Genomic DNA, 16,552 nt, shown 5'->3' with positions numbered 1-16,552 from the left:
CGAAACGCTGCGGAAGACAGGGCCCCTGCGGGGCCCTTTCCTTTTGGGCTTGCGAATGGCGACATGAGCCGCGGGCGTCGGTTCCCCGGATGATTCCCTACCTTGATTCCGGTCAAATTATTTGAACGGACTGCTCAAAGCGTCACGTCTATTGGCGTAGGGGTTTTCCCTAAACTACAGGCGTGACATCGCGATGACACCGGCTCTCACCGGCTCTTTTTGTTTTCGAAGTAGCCCGCCGCGATGCCCGTACCAAGCAGAATTTCAAGGGGAATCTCATGAAGCTCAAACAATCGATTGCCGCCGCTTCCGTGCTGGCCGCGCTGTGCGCAGTGTCGACCGCCTCGTTCGCCGCGACCGGCAAGCCTGACCCGTATCTGGACGGCGCCCGCATGGGCAAGGCCGATCCGTTCACCGATGGCGCCCGCGTCGGCAAGACCGACCCCTACACCGACGGCGCGCGCATCGGCAAGCCTGACCCTTACACCGACGGTGCGCGTATCGGCAAGCCGGATCCGTACACCGACGGCGCCTGATCGCCGCAGTGCATGGATGATGAATGGCCCGCCTGACGCGGGCCATTTTCTTTGCCCGCCGCTTGCCGGGTGGGCGCGATGGCGATGGCGTGGGGTGCGGGGTAATGGGGTGCGGGGTATACTTCCACCTCCAACCAAATGAATGACCAGGAGAGTGGCATGCAGCAAAAGACGGTTCTGACGGCAGACGATGTGAAGAAGATCATGGCCGCGGCGGAAACCGAAGCAAAGAACCATCACTGGGCCGTGTCCATCGTCGTGGTCGACGACGGCGGCCATATGCTGGCGATGCAGCGCCTGGACGGCGCCGCGCCGATCTCGGCCCAAATCGCCGCGGAGAAGGCCCGTACGTCCGCCCTGGGCCGCCGTGAATCGAAGATCTACGAAGACATGATCAACAACGGCCGCTATTCGTTCATGACAGCGCCGGTGCTGCAGGGCATGCTGGAGGGCGGCGTGCCCATCGTTGCCAACGAGCAGGTGGTCGGTGCCGTCGGCGTGTCGGGCGTGAAGTCGACCGAAGACGCACAGGTTGCGCGCGCGGGTATCGCCGCTCTGGGCCTGTAATAACAGGACCCCGTTGCGCGGCGCCGGCCGCGCATGAAAAAGCCCCGCAGGCCACGCCTGCGGGGCGGAATAAAAGAGGGCATGGCTGGGTGCGGCACTGGATAAGCCCGATACGGCGAGGGGTCTGGAATTCCCGCCGCGGCGCCAGCACCTGGCTACTGCCCAACACCTCGTTCCGAGGTGGTCCCCACAAAAGTCTGTACTGCCACTTGCGTGGCACCCGCGGCAGACGCGGGCTTCAAGACATTGTCGATCTGTTCCCTTCGGCTTCAGCGCATGGCCTTGCCGCCGGGATGCGTCATTTGGTCAGGATCAGCTTGCCGTAGCGGGTCACGCGCAGCGTGTAGACCTCGCCGTTATGCAGGATGGGCAGCGTGCTGTTGCCGCGCATGATCGCCTCCAGCGCGACCGGCTCGCCAGCAGGCGCCGACGACAGGCTGTCGCGCACCAACGCCTCGAGGCGGGCGGGCAGGGCGGCTACGGCCGATTTCATGGATGCGATCGTCGACGGGGCTGCTTTCGCGGCTGCCGCCTCGCGGCGCGGCTGGACCACCTCGACACGGCGCAGCGACAGGCGGCGGCGGGTGACTTCACGCGGTTGCGACAGCGGCAGGGAAAGAGTGCTCATCATCTGGCTCCGGGTCTGGCTGGCGCTCTGGGCGCGCAGGGGAAAGGCATCAGGGGCGCGCCACCGATGGCGCATTCGATGGAAGAATCATAAATGAGAATTGTTATCATTACAATAGTTTAGATCAAAGATTCGACAGACTTCCATCCGGACCCGCGATCCGCAGCGGCGAGCGGCCGGTAAACAAAAAAAGGGCATCCTGCGGGATGCCCTTCCTTTGTGCGCTGTGCCTGCCGGCGCGCGTCCTACTGCTTGGGTTCGGTGATAAAGCCGATCTTGCCGAGGCCGCCGTGCTGCGCGGCGGCCATGACCTCGGCCACGCGCTCGTAGCGCACCTCGCGGTCGGCGCGCAGGTGCAGCTCAGGCTGAGGCTGCTGCTGCGCGGCCAGCGCGATATTGCTTTCCAGCGTGGTCTGGTCCACTTCCACCTGGTTCCAGAACACCTTGCCGCCGGCGTCGATCGAGACGTTGATGTTCTGCGGCTTGGGATCGTTCGGGGAGTTGGTGGCGCGCGGCAGGTCGATCTTCACCGCGTGGTTGATCACGGGGATGGTGATGATGAAGATGATCAGCAGCACCAGCATGACGTCGACCAGCGGCGTCATGTTGATCTCGCTCATCACCTCGTCGTCGTCACCGTCGAGAGTACCGAATGCCATGATGACTTCCTTGCTTGCGGATTAGCGCTGGGCCGCGGCCAGGCGCACAGTGCCGTCTTCGTTGCGGGCACCGGTGGGACGCACGCGGGCGCCAGTTACAAAGTACGCGTGCAGGTCGTGGGCGAAGCGGTTGAGCTTGGAGATCACTGCCTTGTTGCCACGCGTCAGTGCGTTATAGCCCAGCACCGCGGGGATTGCCACGGCCAGGCCGAAGGCGGTCATGATCAGGGCCTCGCCCACCGGGCCGGCGACCTTGTCGATGGTCGGCACGCCCGAGGCCCCGATGCCGATCAGCGCGTGGTAGATGCCCCACACGGTGCCGAACAGGCCGACGAACGGCGCGGTCGAGCCAACCGAAGCCAGTACAGCCAGGCCCGACTGCATGCGCGCCACGGCCTCGTCGATCGAGCTCTTGAGCGAGCGGGTCAGCCAGTCGGAGATATCCATCACGTCATGCAGCTGCGGCTGGCTGGCGCGGTGGTGCTGGGCGGCTTCCTTGCCGGCGATGGCCAGCGTGCGGAACGGATTGGCATCGTTGGCGCCGAGGGTTTCCAGCGCATGGTCGAAGTCGTCCGAGTGCCAGAAGCGCTTTTCCGCGCCTTGCGCCATCTTCTTCAGGCGCACCAGATCCCAGGCCTTGGTGAAGATCACGATCCAAGAGGCGAGCGACATGATCAGCAGAATGATGGCGGTCGCACGCATGACGAAGTCGCCTTGCGTCCAGAGGTGGGAGAGTCCGAGGTCCTGCATGGGTTGGTTCCTGGTGAGTTCGCTTGGTTTAGGTCAGATCAGATGATCGGAAATCGGGTAGGCCGGTATGGCGGTCAGCGGACCGGCGCTCAGTTCAGTTCGAAGCCGATCGGCTGCTGCGCCGTGACGGCGACGGCACGGCCGTTGTCCATGTAGGGTTTGCAGCGCATGGCCTGCACGGCTTCCACCGCGGCCTGGTCCAGGCGCGACGAGCCGCTCGACGACACCACGGAGGTCTTGATGACCTTGCCGCCTTCGTCCGTGGTCAGGCGCACCACCGTCTTGCCGGTCTCGCCCATGCGGCGCGACTGAGAAGGATACTTCGGTTGCGGCGGCGTGCACTGGATTTCGCCGATGCCGACGGCGCGCGGCGCGGCTGACACGGGCGCCGGAGCGGGTTCAGGCGGTGCGGGCGGCGCAGGCGGTGCGGCCGGCGCTTCCGGTGCGCTCGGGGTCGGCGGCAGATTGGCTACCGGCTGGGGAGTGGGCTTGGGCTGGGGCGCCGGCTTGGGCGTGGTCACCTTGACCTGCTTAGGCGGCGTTTCCTGCTTGGGCTTGGGTTTGGGCGGCTCGGGCGGGGCCTCTTGCTTGGGCGGTTCGAGCGGGATGATGCGCGCGATGATCTCCGGGGCAATCACCGCCTCGGTCAGCTTGCGGGCCAGGCCGCTCTGGATCAGGTAGAGCAGGCCGGCATGGAACAGCAGGACGGCGAGCGTAATCTTGAAGAAGCGTTGGTCGAACATGTGTCAACAACAAAAGTCTGCCGGCAGGCGCAGGATGGCCTGGCTCGGTACAAGCAGCAGCAGCGACCGTGCGCCGTCACTTACGGTAGAACAGGATCAGCGAGATGCCGCAACCGACCAGCAGGCTAAGCAGCAATTCCATGATAAACGCTCCTTCAACTGGGTTGCCGTGGGAGCGCCACTCTGGGGCAGCGTGTCAGCTCGCTAGTATAAACGATAATGATTCTTATTTGTTGTGATTTGTGCGTCGCAACTGGAATTTTCTGCCGCGGCAAGTTATACCGCGAGATCAGGCAGCATTGTGGAGAGGCTGGCGCTAGCTTGCGCGGGTTTGCGCGCCCGCAAGGATCCGTTGCTTCGGTGGCCCAGGCCACAATCGCTGGCGGCAGGTTTGCTCACCCCCGCGCGGTGGGCAGCAAAGCGCGCTAGCATAGGAAGAAACTGCAGACGAGGCGGTGCGCCGGTCGGTCGGCCCCGCCACGGCGAGCTCGGGGAACCGTCCATGGATTTCACACGTTCCGCTGAAGATGACCGATCGACGCTCCTGCGCTCCATGCCCGGGGTGTCGTCCAGCTCCGCGCTGGACTGGATGTGCGCCCAGTTTGCCCTGCGCGTGGTGTGCACATTGGGGCCACGCTTCAACCTGCGCAGCAATATCAACGATGTGCTGACTGTCAGCGCGCAGGAAATGGTGTGGCCATATGGGGTGGTGCTGCGCGTCCAGCGCTTCCTGGCTGCCCGCTGCGCCGACATGCCGGCGTGGAAGGGCGCGGCGCGGCTGACGCCCGAGGAATTCCTGGACCGCCACGGCCAGTGGAACAGCGCCTTCGACGAAAGCGCGCTGTTCTATTACCTCGACGAGTACGTCAAGCACCACGCCAAGGACATGTTCGCCGTGTTCGACGCCTCGGCCGCCGCCATCGCGCAGCGGCTCGACGGTGAGCGCGTGCTGCTGGTGCGCAATATCGACATGCTCAGCCGCGTGCTGGACCTGCCCGACCACGAGCGCAAGCTGCTGCTGTACGCGGCGCTGGCCAAGTACAAGCGCGACCTGCGCGCGGTCATGGTCGATTGCAAGGTTGCGCACAGCCAGGAAGCCTTCCAGATCCTGGCCGGCCTGACCGGCGCCGGCGCCGCCGACGTGGCGGCGTCGCTGCGCCCGGGCTCGCGGCTCGAAACGCTGAACCTGATCGAGCAGCCGCTGCCCGAGAACAGCGTGACCGACCTGGGCGACCTGATGCGCCTGTCCGACCGCCTGCTGCACGTGCTGCTGGGCAATTACGCCAACGAAGCCGAGATGATGGCGGTGTTCACCCGTCCGGCCGCGCCGCCCACGCTGACCGTCGCCGACTACCCGCATGTCGAGACCGATGCCCGCTACCTGTGCGCGCTGCTGGCCAACGCCACGCGCCAGCACGCCAGCGGCGTCAACGTGTTGATCTACGGGCCACCCGGCACCGGCAAGACCGAATTCGCGCGCCTGCTGGCGCGCGAAGCCGGGTGCGAGCTGTACGAGGTGGATTGCCTGGACCGCGACGGCAACAGCCTGTCGGGCAAGGATCGTTACCGCTCGCTGCAGGTGTCGCAGGCCTTCCTGCGCGGTCGCGCGCATACCGCGCTGCTGTTCGATGAGGTGGAAGACGTTTTCCCCGGCAGCGCGCGCGAGCTGATGAGCCTGTTCGGGCAGGAGGATACGCGCGCGTCGGTCAACGGCAAGGCATGGGTCAACCAGACGCTCGAGCAGAACCCGGTGCCGGTGATCTGGATCTCCAATTCGATCCGGCAGATCGACCCGGCCTACCTGCGCCGCTTCCAGTTCCACCTCGAGCTGAAGATCCCGCCGCCGCTGGTGCGCGAGAACATCATCCGCAAGCACCTGGGCGGACTCGACGTCAGCGATGCCTTCATCAGCGGCCTGGCCGCGCGCAAGACGCTGACGCCGGCGCAGGTGCAATCGGCGGCGCGTTTTGTCGAGCTGGCGCGGCCCGACGTGGCGGAGCCGGTCGAAGCGCTGATCCTGCGCCAGCTGGAGCATGCCGACCGCGCCATGGGCCTGCGTCCGGAGGCCGAGGCCCGCCCGGTGGTCACGCATTACCGGCTTGAAAACCTGCACCTGGAAACCCGCTACGAGGTGGCGAAGATCGTCGACGCACTGCGCGTGCGCCAGCGCGGCACGCTGTGCTTCTATGGGCCGCCCGGCACCGGCAAGACCGCGCTCGCCGAGCATATCGCCGCCGAGCTGGACCTGCCGCTGATGATCCGGCGTGCCTCCGACCTGATGAGCAAGTACGTGGGCGAGACCGAGCAGCAGATCGCGGCCATGTTCGCGCGCGCCGAGGAAGACGGCGCGGTGCTGTTGCTGGACGAGGCCGACAGCTTCATGCAGAGCCGCCAGCAGGCGGTGCGCAACTACGAGATCTCCGAGGTCAACGAGATGCTGCAGGGCATGGAGCGCTTCAACGGCATCTTCATCTGCACCACCAACCTGTTCGACCGCATCGACGAGGCTGCGCTGCGGCGCTTCTCGTTCAAGATCCGCTTCCTGTCGCTGAAGCCGGAGCAGCGGGCGGCGATGTTCGTCGACGAAGCGCTGGGCGGCGACGCCACGCTGCTGACCGATGGCATGCGGCGCGAGCTGGACGCGATGGATTGCCTGACGCCGGGAGACTTCGCCACCGTCAAGCGCCAGTGCGTGCTGCTGGGCGAGGCGCTGACGCCGGACGAATTCCTGGCGCAGCTGCGCCAGGAACATGCCATCAAGCCGGAGGTGCGGGAGCACCGGCCGCTGGGCTTCCTGCAATAGCAATAACCTGCAGCAGGACAGGCGCCGGCTAGAATGCCGGCGCCGGTTCGATCACCACCGTTTCCGCATCCGCGTCCACCCGCAGCAGCGCTGCCGCCATCGCGCGCAAATGCGCGGCGTCCTTGGTGGAAACGAAACGGTCGCGCGGCAGCGCGCCGGCGTCCGCGGCAAGGCCGTGCTCGGACAACTTGCGGGCGAGCTGGCGCGCAATGGCGCCGCCCGTGTCGACCAGCGCGAGTTGGTCTCCGACCATCTCGCGGATCGTGCCGGACAGGAAAGGGTAGTGGGTGCAGCCCAGCACCAGTGTGTCCGCGCCGGCTTCAAGCATGGGAGTGAGGTAGGCACCCAGGCGCTCACGTACGGCGGGGCCGTCGAGATCGCCTTGCTCGATCAGCGATACCAGGCCAAGGCCTGCCTCGCAGATAAAGCGGCTTTCGCCTTCGAGCGACGACAGCAGGCGCGCGAACTTGGCGCTCTTGAGGGTGTTGGCGGTCGCCAGCACGCCCACCACCTTGCTGCGGCTCGCCGCGGCAGCCGGCTTCAGGCCGGGCTCGACGCCGATGATCGGCACCGGCAGTTTCTCGCGCAGCACCTCCACCGCGTGGCCCGTGGCCGTATTGCAGGCGATCACCAGCGCCTTGCAGCCCTGGCCGAGCAGCCACTCGCACGCCTGCAGCGTGCGCGCCTCGACGAACGTCTCGGGCTTCTCGCCATAAGGCGCGTATCTGGAGTCGGCCAGGTAAAGCAGCGCTTCATGCGGCAGCAGCGCGCGGATCTCGCGCAGCACGGACAGGCCGCCAAGGCCGGAATCGAAGACGCCGATGGGTGCTGGGTTCACGGGAATGCGAGGACGACTGGAAAGAAGAGCGACTGGGAAGGCCTGGAAAGAATGGGGCAGAAAAAAGCCGGGTCGGAACCCGGCTTTTTCAAGCGCAAAGGCAGATTCTACCGCCTCGGCGTGTGGGGCTGCTTACAGCGCGGCCACCGGAATCTTGCCGATCTTGGCCTGCCACTCGGCGGGGCCGGTCTTATGGACCGAGGTGCCTTCGCTGTCCACGGCGACCGTCACCGGCATGTCCTTGACGTCGAACTCGTAGATGGCTTCCATGCCAAGGTCTTCGAAGCCGACCACCTTGGCTTCCTTGATCGCCTTGGCCACCAGGTAGGCAGCGCCGCCGACGGCCATCAGGTAGGCCGACTTGTGCTTCTTGATGGCCTCGATCGCCGCCGGGCCGCGCTCGGCCTTGCCGATCATCGAGATCAGGCCGGTTTCGGCCAGCATCATCTCGGTGAACTTGTCCATGCGCGTGGCGGTGGTGGGGCCGGCCGGGCCGACGGCTTCGTCACGCACCGGATCGACCGGGCCGACGTAGTAGATCACGCGGTTCTTGAAGTCCACCGGCAGCTTCTCGCCCTTGGCCAGCATGTCGGCGATGCGCTTGTGCGCGGCGTCGCGGCCGGTCAGCATCTTGCCGTTGAGCAGCAGGGTCTGGCCCGGCTTCCACGAGGCGACTTCTTCCGGCGTCAGCGTGTCCAGGTCGACGCGCTTGGAGGTCTCGGTGTTCGGTGCCCACTCGACCTTCGGCCATTGCGACAGGTCAGGCGCTTCCAGCTTGGCCGGGCCGCTGCCGTCCAGCGTGAAGTGCACGTGGCGGGTGGCGGCGCAATTCGGGATCATTGCGACCGGCTTGGACGCGGCGTGCGTCGGGCAGGCCATGATCTTGACGTCCAGCACGGTGGCCAGGCCGCCCAGGCCCTGCGCGCCGATGCCCAGCGCGTTGACCTTCTCGTACAGCTCGACGCGCAGTTCCTCGACCCAGTCCTTCGGGCCGCGGGCGATGATGTCCTGGATGTCGATGGATTCCATCAGCGATTCCTTGGCCATCACCATCGCCTTCTCGGCGGTGCCGCCGATGCCGATGCCCAGCATGCCGGGCGGGCACCAGCCGGCGCCCATGGTCGGCACGGTCTTCAGCACCCAGTCGACGATCGAGTCCGACGGGTTCAGCATCACGAACTTGGACTTGTTCTCCGAGCCGCCGCCCTTGGCCGCGACCTGGATGTCGACGGTATTGCCCGGCACCACTTCATAGTGGATCACGGCCGGGGTGTTGTCCTTGGTGTTCTTGCGGCCGCCTTCGGGCGGGCTGACGATCGACGCGCGCAGCACGTTGTCGGGGTGCGTGTAACCACGGCGCACACCCTCGTTGATCATGTCGGTCAGGCCCATGGTGGCGCCGTCCCAGCGCACGTCCATCCCCACCTTGACGAAGACCGTGACGATGCCGGTGTCCTGGCAGATCGGGCGCTTGCCTTCCGCGCACATGCGGCTGTTGGTCAGGATCTGCGCGATCGCGTCCTTGGCCGCCGGGCTCTGCTCCAGCTCATAGGCGCGGCCCAGGCTGGTGATGTAGTCCATCGGGTGGTAATAGCTGATGTACTGCAGGGAGTCGGCGACGCTCTGGATGAGGTCTTCTTGCTTGATGACTGTCATTTTGTGGGGTGGGCAGCGGTGAAACACAGCGCGAAATCATACACCGAGCGGAGGCAGTCTGCCCGGCTGCATACATTGGTCTACAGCCTCCTGCTGTGCCGCCTGGGCCTCACGGCGCGGCCACCGCACGCCAAAAGCAAAAACCGCGGCACATGGCCGCGGTTCGGAGGCAAGTCTTAGCTTATGCAAGCCTTAATGTGATTCGCGCTTGGCATGCGCGCCGGCCGGGTGCGAAACCATGCGGTCCACCCACGCCATCGCCACCGCGGAAGCCAGGAACGCCACATGGATGGCCACTTGCCACATGATGGTGTGGGTGGTGCGCTGTTCCGCGTCGATAAACGTCTTCAACAGGTGGATCGACGAAATCCCGATCAGCGCCATCGACAGCTTGACCTTGAGCACGCCTGCGTTGACGTGGTCCAGCCATTCCGGCTCGTCCGGGTGGTTGTCGATGCCCAGGCGCGACACGAAGGTCTCGTAGCCGCCCACGATCACCATGATCAGCAGGTTGGAGATCATCACCACGTCGATCAGGCCCAGCACCACCAGCATGATCTTGTTCTCGTCGAATTCCGTCACATGCGCCAGCAGGTGCCAGACTTCGACCAGGAAATGGTAAACATAGACGCCCTGGGCCACGATCAGACCCAGGTAAAGCGGCAACTGCAGCCAGCGCGACGCGAAGATGATGCTCGGGATCGGCCGCATGGTCTGCGGCCTGGTCATAGGATTGGAAGCCATGGGCGGGGCGGTGTCGGCGAGTTGAAAGTCGGCGTGGATTGTACCAAGCGCCGATGACCGGACTGTGTTACCGACCGTAACCGAAGGCTGCTACCGTTCCTCGCCCGCGTAGCTCAGCCCGACGCGCCGGGATCCGCGCCCGCCGCCTTGCCGCGCCACGCGCCGCGCGCGATTCGTCCCGGCCAGCTCGCCAGCACGATGCCCGCCAGCACGCAGGCCAGCGCCACGCCATGCGGCCAGCCCGGCTGCTCGCCCAGCACGACGATGCCGTAGGTGGCCGCAGCCACCGGCAGCACCGAGGTGAACACGCCAGCCAGTTGCGCCGGCACATGGCGGATGCCCTTCATCCACAGCCAGAACGAGAACACGCTGGCCGACAGCGCGTACCACAGCAGCATCAGCCAGGTCTGCGCCGGCACCGTGGAGGCGTCGAAGGTCAGCAGCGGCACCAGGCCCAGCGGCAGCATCAGCAGGCCGCCGATCAGGTGGGTATAGGCGCAGATTTCGATGGCAGCCAGTGTCTGCGTGAGGCGGCGCGACAGGATCACGTAGATCGATTCGCACAGCACCGCGCCGAGGATCATCAGGTTGCCCAGCCAGGCGTGGCTGTTTTCGCCGGCGCCGTGCGCTTCGCCGCGGGCGATGTTGAGCACGGCGATGCCGGCCACCGCCAGCAGCACCGAGGCCACGGTGCGGCGCGACAGCCGTTCGCGCAGCACCAGCCAGGACAGGATCGCCACCGTGGCGGGAATGGTACTGGTGATGACCCCGGCGGCCATGGCGCTGGTCAGCCGCACGCCGTTGAGCATCAGCAGCGTAAAAAGGAAGGTGCCGAAGAACGCCTGCAGGAACAGGTTCAGCCATTCGGCGCGCGACACCCTGCGCATGCGCGCTGGCCGGTACCAGGGCGCCAGGCAGACGATGGCGATGACAAAGCGCAGCAGCGCGAACAGCAGCACCGGCACATGGGCGATGATCGATTTGCCCAGCCCCACATTGCTGCCGACCAGCGCCATCGATCCGACCAGGAACAGCGCATGGACCGGCGAAAAAAGCTGGGCAGTGGTCGTGGTGGCGGCGGGGGAGGTGTTGGCGGGCACGTTGGGCGCGATGGCGCGGGCAAGCCGGTGCAAGCGTGAGGGTACGCGGCGAGGGTAAGCGCCGCGTTCAGGTATAGGGCTCGCGGCATTATAGCTGTGCTAGCCTAATGGAGAAGGCTGCACTTTCGCCCCCGAAGGCAGGATCTTTCCCGTTGCGTTGCAGCATGCATCGCAGCCGGATCCTGCCCCGTCACCGCAAGCAGCAGCCGGCGACCGTCAGGTTTAAGTAAGCCGTCGGGCGTAACTTGGCAGCCAAAGCCAGTCCAAAATCAGGAGACAAGTCTATGTCCGCCATCGAATCGGTGATGCACGAGAACCGCGTGTTCAACCCGCCCGAGTCGTTCGCCAGCCAGGCCGCGATTCCCAGCATGGAGGCCTACCAGGCGCTGTGCGACGAAGCCGAACGCGACTACGAAGGGTTCTGGGCGCGCCATGCCCGCGAGCTGCTGCACTGGAACAAGCCCTTCACCAAGGTGCTGGACGAGAGCAACGCGCCGTTCTACAAGTGGTTCGAGGACGGCCAGCTCAACGCCTCCTACAACTGCCTGGACCGCAACCTGGAAAACGGCAACGCCGACAAGGTCGCGATCGTGTTCGAGGCCGACGACGGCACCGTGACGCGCGTCACCTACCGCGAGCTGCACGCCAGGGTGTGCCGGCTGGCCAACGGCCTGAAGACGCTTGGTATCAAGAAGGGCGACCGCGTCGTGATCTACATGCCGATGTCGGTCGAAGGCGTGGCCGCGATGCAGGCCTGCGCGCGCCTGGGCGCGACGCATTCGGTGGTGTTCGGCGGCTTCTCAGCCAAGTCGCTGCAGGAGCGGCTGGTCGACGTGGGCGCGGTGGCACTGATCACCGCGGACGAGCAGATGCGCGGCGGCAAGGCGCTGCCGCTGAAGGCCATCGCCGACGATGCGCTGGCGCTGGGCGGCTGCGAGGCCGTGAAGAGCGTGATCGTCTACCGCCGCACCGGCGGCAATGTCGGCTGGACCGAGGGGCGCGACCGCTGGCTCGACGACGTCTGCGCCAACCAGCCCGACACCTGCGAAGCCGAGCCGGTGGGCGCCGAGCACCCGCTGTTCGTGCTCTACACCTCGGGCTCCACCGGCAAGCCCAAGGGCGTGCAGCACAGCACCGGCGGCTACCTGCTGTGGGCGCTGATGACGATGAAGTGGAGCTTCGACGTCAAGCCCGACGACCTGTTCTGGTGTACCGCCGACATCGGCTGGGTCACCGGCCACACCTACATCGCCTACGGGCCGCTGGCCGCCGGCGCCACGCAGTTGGTGTTCGAAGGCGTGCCGACCTACCCGAATGCCGGGCGCTTCTGGGACATGATCGCGCGCCACAAGGTCAGCATCTTCTACACCGCGCCGACCGCGATCCGCTCGCTGATCAAGGCCGCCGAGGCCGACGAGAAGGTCCACCCGAAGCAATACGACCTGTCGAGCCTGCGCCTGCTCGGCACCGTGGGCGAGCCGATCAACCCCGAAGCCTGGATGTGGTACTACAAGAACGTAGGCAACGAGCGCTGCCCGATCGTCGACACCTTCTGGCAGACCGAGACCGGCGGCCACATGATCACGCCGCTGCCGGGCGCGACGCCGCTGGTGCCGGGTTCGTGCACGCTGCCGCTGCCGGGCATCATGGCCGCCATCGTCGACGAGACCGGCCACGACGTGCCCGATGGCAACGGCGGCATCCTGGTGGTCAAGCGCCCCTGGCCGTCGATGATCCGCACCATCTGGGGCGATCCCGAGCGTTTCAAGAAGAGCTATTTCCCCGAGGAACTCGGCGGCAAGCTCTACCTGGCCGGCGACGGCTCGATCCGCGACAAGGAAACCGGCTACTTCACGATCATGGGCCGCATCGACGACGTGCTGAACGTGTCGGGCCACCGCATGGGCACGATGGAGATCGAGTCGGCGCTGGTGGCCAACCCGCTGGTGGCCGAGGCCGCGGTGGTGGGCCGGCCCGATGACATGACCGGCGAGGCGATCTGCGCCTTCGTCGTGCTCAAGCGCTCGCGTCCGACCGGTGACGAGGCTGCCAGGATCGCGACGGAACTGCGCAACTGGGTCGGCAAGGAAATCGGCCCGATCGCCAAGCCCAAGGACCTGCGCTTTGGCGACAACCTGCCCAAGACGCGCTCGGGCAAGATCATGCGCCGCCTGCTGCGCTCGCTGGCCAAGGGCGAGGAGATCACGCAGGACACCTCGACGCTGGAGAATCCGGCGATCCTGGAGCAGCTCAAGCAGGCGCAGTAACCATTCTGCCGTGCAACCGACCAACCCGCCGCCGCGTTCCCGCGCGCCGGCGGGTTTGTTACGATAGCTCCCCACCGACCACGGACCGCCGCCCATGCCCGATGCCCAGTCGCGCTTCCGCCGCCGGCTGCTGCTGTACTACGGCCTGTTCACGCTAGGGTTGTTTGGCTTCGTCGGCATGATGGGGCTGCTGGAGCGCTCCAACGCCGACGCCCTGTGGCTCGGCTACGTCTTCCTCTTTATCACCATCGCGATCTATGCCTGCATCGGGCTGATCTGCCGCACCTCCGACCTCAACGAGTACTACGTCGCCTCGCGGCGAGTGCCGGCGTTGTTCAACGGCATGGCGATCGCCGCCGACTGGATGAGCGCCGCGTCCTTCATCGGGCTGGCCGGCATCCTGTTCGCATCGGGCTACGAGGGCCTCGCCTACGTGATGGGCTGGACCGGCGGCTACTGCCTGGTCGCGTTCCTGCTGGCGCCATACCTGCGCAAGTATGGCGGCTACACCATCCCCGATTTCCTGGCCGCGCGCTATGGCAACGGCAAGCCCGGCGGCAACCTGCCGGTGCGGGCCATTGCGGTGCTGGCGGCCTCGTTGTGTTCCTTCGTCTACCTGGTTGCGCAGATCCAGGGGGTAGGGCTGGTGGTGACGCGCTTTATCGGCGTGGAATTCGCCGTCGGCATTTTCTTCGGGCTGGCCGGCATCCTGGTGTGCTCGTTCCTGGGCGGCATGCGCGCGGTCACGTGGACGCAGGTGGCGCAGTACATCATGATGATCGTCGCCTTCCTGGTCACGGTCTCGATGATTGCGTGGAAGCATCACCAGGAAGCGGTGCCACAGCTCAGCTACGGCACGTTGCTGGCGCAGCTCGATGCACGCGAGCAGGAGCTGGAGCGCGAGCCAGCCGAGCAGGCCGTGCGCGAGTACTACAGGCAGCAGGCCATCCTGCTGCAGGAGCGCATTGCCCGTTTGCCAGAATCCTTCCGGCAGGAGCGCGATACGCTGGACGCGCGGCTGCAGGACCTTCGTGCCCGCAACGCGCCACTACGAGAAATCAAGGCGCTGGAGCGCGAGCGCATGGAATTCCCGCGCGATCCCTCCGCGGCGCAGCAGCAGTGGAGCCTGCAGCGCGAAGAGGCGCTTGCGCGCAGCCGGCATTCGACGTCGTCCACAGAGCCATACCCCGCGGCGTCCGAGCAGGAGCGCAAGACCAAGCGGCTCAACTTTGTGCTGCTTGTGTTCTGCCTGATGGTCGGCACCGCCAGCCTGCCGCATATCCTGACGCGCCTCTACACCACGCCCTCGGTCAAGGAGACCCGCAACTCGGTGGCCTGGGCCGTGTTCTGCATCGCGCTGCTGTACGTGTCCGCGCCGACGCTGGCCGCGCTGGTCAAGTACGAGTTCTTCGAGCATCTGGTCGGCACCTCGTATACAGAATTGCCGCAATGGGTGGTGCAATGGCGCAAGGTCGATCCGCCCGTATTCGGCATTCGCGATGTCAACGGCGATGGCATCGTGCAATGGGCCGAGATCCTGCTGCAGCCCGACATGATCGTGCTGGCCGCGCCGGAGATCGCCGGGCTGCCCTATGTCATCTCCGGACTGATCGCCGCCGGCGCGCTGGCCGCGGCGCTGTCGACCGCCGACGGCCTGCTGCTCACCATCGCCAACGCGCTGTCGCACGACGTCTTCTATCACATGGTCGACCGCCAGGCGAGCCACCAGCGCCGCGTCACCACGGCCAAGATCGTGCTGCTGGGCGTTGCCTTGTTCGCTTCATACGTCACATCGCTGCGTCCTGGCAACATCCTGTTCCTGGTCGGCGCCGCCTTCTCGCTGGCAGCATCGAGTTTTTTCCCGGTGCTGGTGCTGGGCATTTTCTGGCGCCGGACGACCGCGGCCGGCGCTGTCGCTGGCATGTCCGCAGGGCTTGGCGTGGCGGTCTACTACATCTTCGTCAACTACCCGTTCTTCACCCGCATGACCGGCATCTTCGGCAACCGCTGGTTCGGCGTCGACCCGATCGCTTCCGGCGCCTTTGGCGTGCCCGCTGGATTTGCGGTGGCAATCATCGTCAGCCTGCTCACGCCGCGCAACGCCCCGGTGATCGACAGGCTGGTAACGTATTTGCGCAGGGGGTAGGTGCGGTGCCGCACGTACTTGTGGATTCGTCGGGCAACTCTGCTATAATCGCGGACTTCCCGGAGAGATGGATGAGTGGTTTAAGTCGCACGCCTGGAAAGCGTGTATAGGTTAATAGCCTATCGGGGGTTCGAATCCCCCTCTCTCCGCCAGAACAACATCCGTAGTGATCCGAAGCCGTCCAAATGGGACGGCTTTTTTGTTTTCTGCGCAGCGCCACTGGGCAAGGCCGAGCGGCGCCGGCGACTGGCCTTCGGGAAGAGACCGACTCGGACAAAGAAAAGCCCTCGGCCAGTGGACGAGGGCATGAAGGGCTTGAAGAAAGTGGACGAGTCACGGAAACGCCCATCACGATGTTCGTGCAAACGCCCGGGGCGCGCATCCCTCTAATCAGATGTGCCGCCGGTATGGCAGCTTCCCGACGGGTCTGAATGAAAAAAGAGCCCGCGCATCGGCGGGCTTTGGGTAGAAAGCCGAGAGGGGTCAACTCACGACCCCAGCATTCTCCGGCAAATGTAAAGACATTAGCATCCCCATCTGGTGGGGGAACCATTTCCTGTCCCTGTTTCGAAGGGGGGCGATGTGGGCGCAGCGGAGCCCTATTCGAAGGTGCCGGCCGCTTTGGAAAGCGTCCACCCAAACCCCACACACAATCCGATCCACGCTACCCATATCAAGGCAACGTCATGCCAATTCATCGTCCGGCGCCCAGGACGGCGCAACCTGAATGTGTCCCGTGACGAAGGCATGGCCGTCTCCTTCGGAAAGCATGGGGGAAGGCTAGGGCAACCCGGCAGGAATTCACGGGCTCAGTTGTAAAGATTTGTTGCGGTGCGGATGGGCCACAGCCTCTTTGCGCCAACCAAAGAAAAAGCCCTCGGCCAGGGTAGGCGAGGGCTTGAAGTAGTGGTGGGCGAGTCGCGGAACCGCCCATGACGATGGTCGTACAGCCGCGTGGGTTCGCGCATCCCTCTAAATAGAAGTGTTGTGCCTGGACGACAAGCATCCGCGGCTCGATGCGGGCGTGAAACGTCAACGCGTCGCCAACCGCACCGAACGCGTATCGGCGTGTTGGCACAGTTATGCCTGTGAACACTGGCTACGAAGAAGGGCAT

At 65.4% G+C, this 16,552-nt stretch carries 13 protein-coding genes and 1 tRNA gene; 6 read left to right on the top strand and 8 right to left on the bottom strand.

Going from position 1 to position 16,552, the window contains the following annotated elements; genetic code table 11:
- The first annotated feature begins 278 nt into the window (after positions 1-278).
- Together VSR71_RS01105 and VSR71_RS01100 are read left to right on the top strand one after the other, a co-directional pair.
- Positions 279-536 (top strand): hypothetical protein, encoded by a 258-nt coding sequence (locus VSR71_RS01105; RefSeq protein WP_342912123.1) that lies wholly within the window; start codon positions 279-281, stop codon positions 534-536.
- Positions 537-695: 159 nt separating this feature from the next.
- On the top strand, positions 696-1,103 hold the full coding sequence (locus tag VSR71_RS01100) for a heme-binding protein (RefSeq protein ID WP_063238276.1): 408 nt from the start codon (positions 696-698) through the stop codon (positions 1,101-1,103).
- A 298-nt stretch (positions 1,104-1,401) separates the two neighbouring features.
- Here VSR71_RS01100 and VSR71_RS01095 read toward each other — a convergent pair whose 3' ends face one another.
- From VSR71_RS01095 to VSR71_RS01080, 4 genes are all read right to left on the bottom strand, one after another.
- Positions 1,402-1,731, bottom strand: a complete 330-nt coding sequence (locus tag VSR71_RS01095) for a hemin uptake protein HemP (RefSeq protein ID WP_342912122.1) — start codon at positions 1,729-1,731, stop codon at positions 1,402-1,404.
- Positions 1,732-1,976: 245 nt separating this feature from the next.
- Complete coding sequence (locus VSR71_RS01090; RefSeq protein ID WP_342912121.1) at positions 1,977-2,390, bottom strand: biopolymer transporter ExbD; 414 nt, start codon at positions 2,388-2,390, stop codon at positions 1,977-1,979.
- Positions 2,391-2,411: 21 nt separating this feature from the next.
- Complete coding sequence (locus VSR71_RS01085) at positions 2,412-3,140, bottom strand: MotA/TolQ/ExbB proton channel family protein (protein ID WP_209763327.1); 729 nt, start codon at positions 3,138-3,140, stop codon at positions 2,412-2,414.
- An 89-nt stretch (positions 3,141-3,229) separates the two neighbouring features.
- A complete protein-coding gene (locus tag VSR71_RS01080) occupies positions 3,230-3,883 on the bottom strand; it encodes a TonB family protein (RefSeq protein ID WP_342912120.1) in 654 nt (217 codons plus the stop codon).
- Positions 3,884-4,385: 502 nt separating this feature from the next.
- On the opposite strand from VSR71_RS01080, the gene VSR71_RS01075 reads away from it, so the two are divergent.
- On the top strand, positions 4,386-6,686 hold the full coding sequence (locus tag VSR71_RS01075) for an AAA family ATPase (RefSeq protein WP_342912119.1): 2,301 nt from the start codon (positions 4,386-4,388) through the stop codon (positions 6,684-6,686).
- A 28-nt stretch (positions 6,687-6,714) separates the two neighbouring features.
- Here VSR71_RS01075 and murI read toward each other — a convergent pair whose 3' ends face one another.
- The 4 genes from murI to VSR71_RS01055 form a co-directional block, all read right to left on the bottom strand.
- A complete protein-coding gene (murI, locus tag VSR71_RS01070; RefSeq protein WP_342912118.1) occupies positions 6,715-7,524 on the bottom strand; it encodes a glutamate racemase in 810 nt (269 codons plus the stop codon).
- A 132-nt stretch (positions 7,525-7,656) separates the two neighbouring features.
- Positions 7,657-9,180 carry a fumarate hydratase gene (locus VSR71_RS01065; protein ID WP_342912117.1) on the bottom strand — a complete coding sequence of 508 codons (1,524 nt, stop codon included), beginning with the start codon at positions 9,178-9,180 and terminating at the stop codon, positions 7,657-7,659.
- Positions 9,181-9,372: 192 nt separating this feature from the next.
- Positions 9,373-9,924, bottom strand: a complete 552-nt coding sequence (locus VSR71_RS01060) for a TIGR00645 family protein (protein WP_342912116.1) — start codon at positions 9,922-9,924, stop codon at positions 9,373-9,375.
- A 113-nt stretch (positions 9,925-10,037) separates the two neighbouring features.
- On the bottom strand, positions 10,038-10,958 hold the full coding sequence (locus VSR71_RS01055) for a DMT family transporter (RefSeq protein WP_342912668.1): 921 nt from the start codon (positions 10,956-10,958) through the stop codon (positions 10,038-10,040).
- Positions 10,959-11,308: 350 nt separating this feature from the next.
- Between VSR71_RS01055 and acs the strand changes: the two genes are divergently transcribed.
- From acs to VSR71_RS01040, 3 genes are all read left to right on the top strand, one after another.
- The gene (gene acs / locus VSR71_RS01050; protein ID WP_342912115.1) at positions 11,309-13,291 is read left to right on the top strand and encodes an acetate--CoA ligase; all 1,983 of its coding nucleotides are present in this window, start codon (positions 11,309-11,311) and stop codon (positions 13,289-13,291) included.
- A 94-nt stretch (positions 13,292-13,385) separates the two neighbouring features.
- Positions 13,386-15,437 carry a sodium:solute symporter family protein gene (locus VSR71_RS01045; protein ID WP_342912114.1) on the top strand — a complete coding sequence of 684 codons (2,052 nt, stop codon included), beginning with the start codon at positions 13,386-13,388 and terminating at the stop codon, positions 15,435-15,437.
- Between the two features lie 61 nt (positions 15,438-15,498).
- Positions 15,499-15,589: transfer RNA gene (locus VSR71_RS01040), tRNA-Ser, on the top strand.
- Positions 15,590-16,552: the final 963 nt, after the last annotated feature.

The sequence above is a fragment of the Cupriavidus oxalaticus genome, from assembly GCF_038900635.1.
Taxonomy (GTDB): Bacteria; Pseudomonadota; Gammaproteobacteria; order Burkholderiales; family Burkholderiaceae; genus Cupriavidus; species Cupriavidus oxalaticus_B.
The sequence above is the reverse complement of the archived record's forward strand: the minus strand, read 5'-3'. Positions and strand labels throughout refer to the sequence as shown.

Coding starts and splice junctions, on each gene's coding strand:
- acs (WP_342912115.1), top strand. CDS start 11,309: ATGTCCGCCATCGAATCGGTGATGCACGAGAACCGCGTGTTCAACCCG.
- VSR71_RS01060 (WP_342912116.1), bottom strand. CDS start 9,924: ATGGCTTCCAATCCTATGACCAGGCCGCAGACCATGCGGCCGATCCCG.
- VSR71_RS01090 (WP_342912121.1), bottom strand. CDS start 2,390: ATGGCATTCGGTACTCTCGACGGTGACGACGACGAGGTGATGAGCGAG.
- VSR71_RS01080 (WP_342912120.1), bottom strand. CDS start 3,883: ATGTTCGACCAACGCTTCTTCAAGATTACGCTCGCCGTCCTGCTGTTC.
- VSR71_RS01085 (WP_209763327.1), bottom strand. CDS start 3,140: ATGCAGGACCTCGGACTCTCCCACCTCTGGACGCAAGGCGACTTCGTC.
- VSR71_RS01105 (WP_342912123.1), top strand. CDS start 279: ATGAAGCTCAAACAATCGATTGCCGCCGCTTCCGTGCTGGCCGCGCTG.
- VSR71_RS01095 (WP_342912122.1), bottom strand. CDS start 1,731: ATGAGCACTCTTTCCCTGCCGCTGTCGCAACCGCGTGAAGTCACCCGC.
- VSR71_RS01045 (WP_342912114.1), top strand. CDS start 13,386: ATGCCCGATGCCCAGTCGCGCTTCCGCCGCCGGCTGCTGCTGTACTAC.
- VSR71_RS01065 (WP_342912117.1), bottom strand. CDS start 9,180: ATGACAGTCATCAAGCAAGAAGACCTCATCCAGAGCGTCGCCGACTCC.
- VSR71_RS01100 (WP_063238276.1), top strand. CDS start 696: ATGCAGCAAAAGACGGTTCTGACGGCAGACGATGTGAAGAAGATCATG.
- VSR71_RS01075 (WP_342912119.1), top strand. CDS start 4,386: ATGGATTTCACACGTTCCGCTGAAGATGACCGATCGACGCTCCTGCGC.